The sequence below is a fragment of the Alicyclobacillus shizuokensis NBRC 103103 genome, assembly GCF_001552255.1.
GTDB classification, from domain to species: Bacteria; Bacillota; Bacilli; order Alicyclobacillales; family Alicyclobacillaceae; genus Alicyclobacillus_G; species Alicyclobacillus_G shizuokensis.
Map to the genome: position 1 here is coordinate 1 of NZ_BCQV01000133.1, position 861 is coordinate 861.

Here is an 861-nt window from a genome sequence, read left to right on the forward strand (position 1 = left end):
CTTGCCCTTTTCGACCAGGAAGGCGACGAGGTCTTCCAAAGGCATGGAGGCAATCTCCTCAGGCTCGAGTTCCTGAATGACGGCCAGAGAAGCCGCACCGAAGGTGCTCGAAAACGGGCTGTCCTGGCGAAGACCGCTGAACTTGAGAAACAACTGGTTCAGGAAAAACGTCTTGTCCCGAGTAATCGTCTGAACGAGATGGAAGCGGGTGCGAGTGAGTCTTTGCAACGCTTCGTATTGGGCAGTATCTGTCATGGCTTGTGGCAGTCGGCCAAACCGCAGATGGTCTGCAATCACCCAGGCGTCGATGCGGTCGTTCTTGGGAAGGGTGTCATACCCCTTCTTGAAACGAGCCACTCTCCGTGCATTCAAGACGTGTATCTGGGCCTGAAGGTTGGGTTCATAGGCTGCGAATTGGTTTCTCAGGTAATGCGCAAGGTGCCATCCAAGGTTGGCGGTGGCCTCCATACCCATGACGACGGTGTCCATCTGCTTGGCTTCCGTGGTTTCCAAGACCTTGCGAATGAGAGTGTCTGCTCCCGGCCGGTCATTGGAGACCTTGAAGGATCCCAAGTCTTGTCCGGCCTCATCCATGAATTGAACATGGTGAGACCCCAAGCTCACGTCAATCCCAACGTGCAGTTTGGGCATTCGATTCACCTCCGTTCAGGAGCAGAGAGTCAAGCCAGTCCCGGACCTGGGTGCCCATGGGAAACCACCGACTACAGCCTCGTCATCAGCACTCATCCATGGAGAGGCCAATTGCGGGTCACTACACCCCCTCCACCATGGAGGCGCAACAAGCGGTTAGAACCTGAGTGGTGGATCCTGGGTATCAGGCTGAAAACAGCAGTACCAAAC

Annotated in this window: 1 protein-coding gene; it reads right to left on the bottom strand. The window is 55.5% G+C overall.

The genetic code is table 11. The annotated features are described in order from the left end of the window. The coding region (locus ASH01S_RS17655) for an IS110 family transposase (protein WP_157067250.1) at positions 1 to 651 on the bottom strand (651 nt) is incomplete at its 3' end. Between the last annotated feature and the right edge of the window lie 210 nt (positions 652 to 861).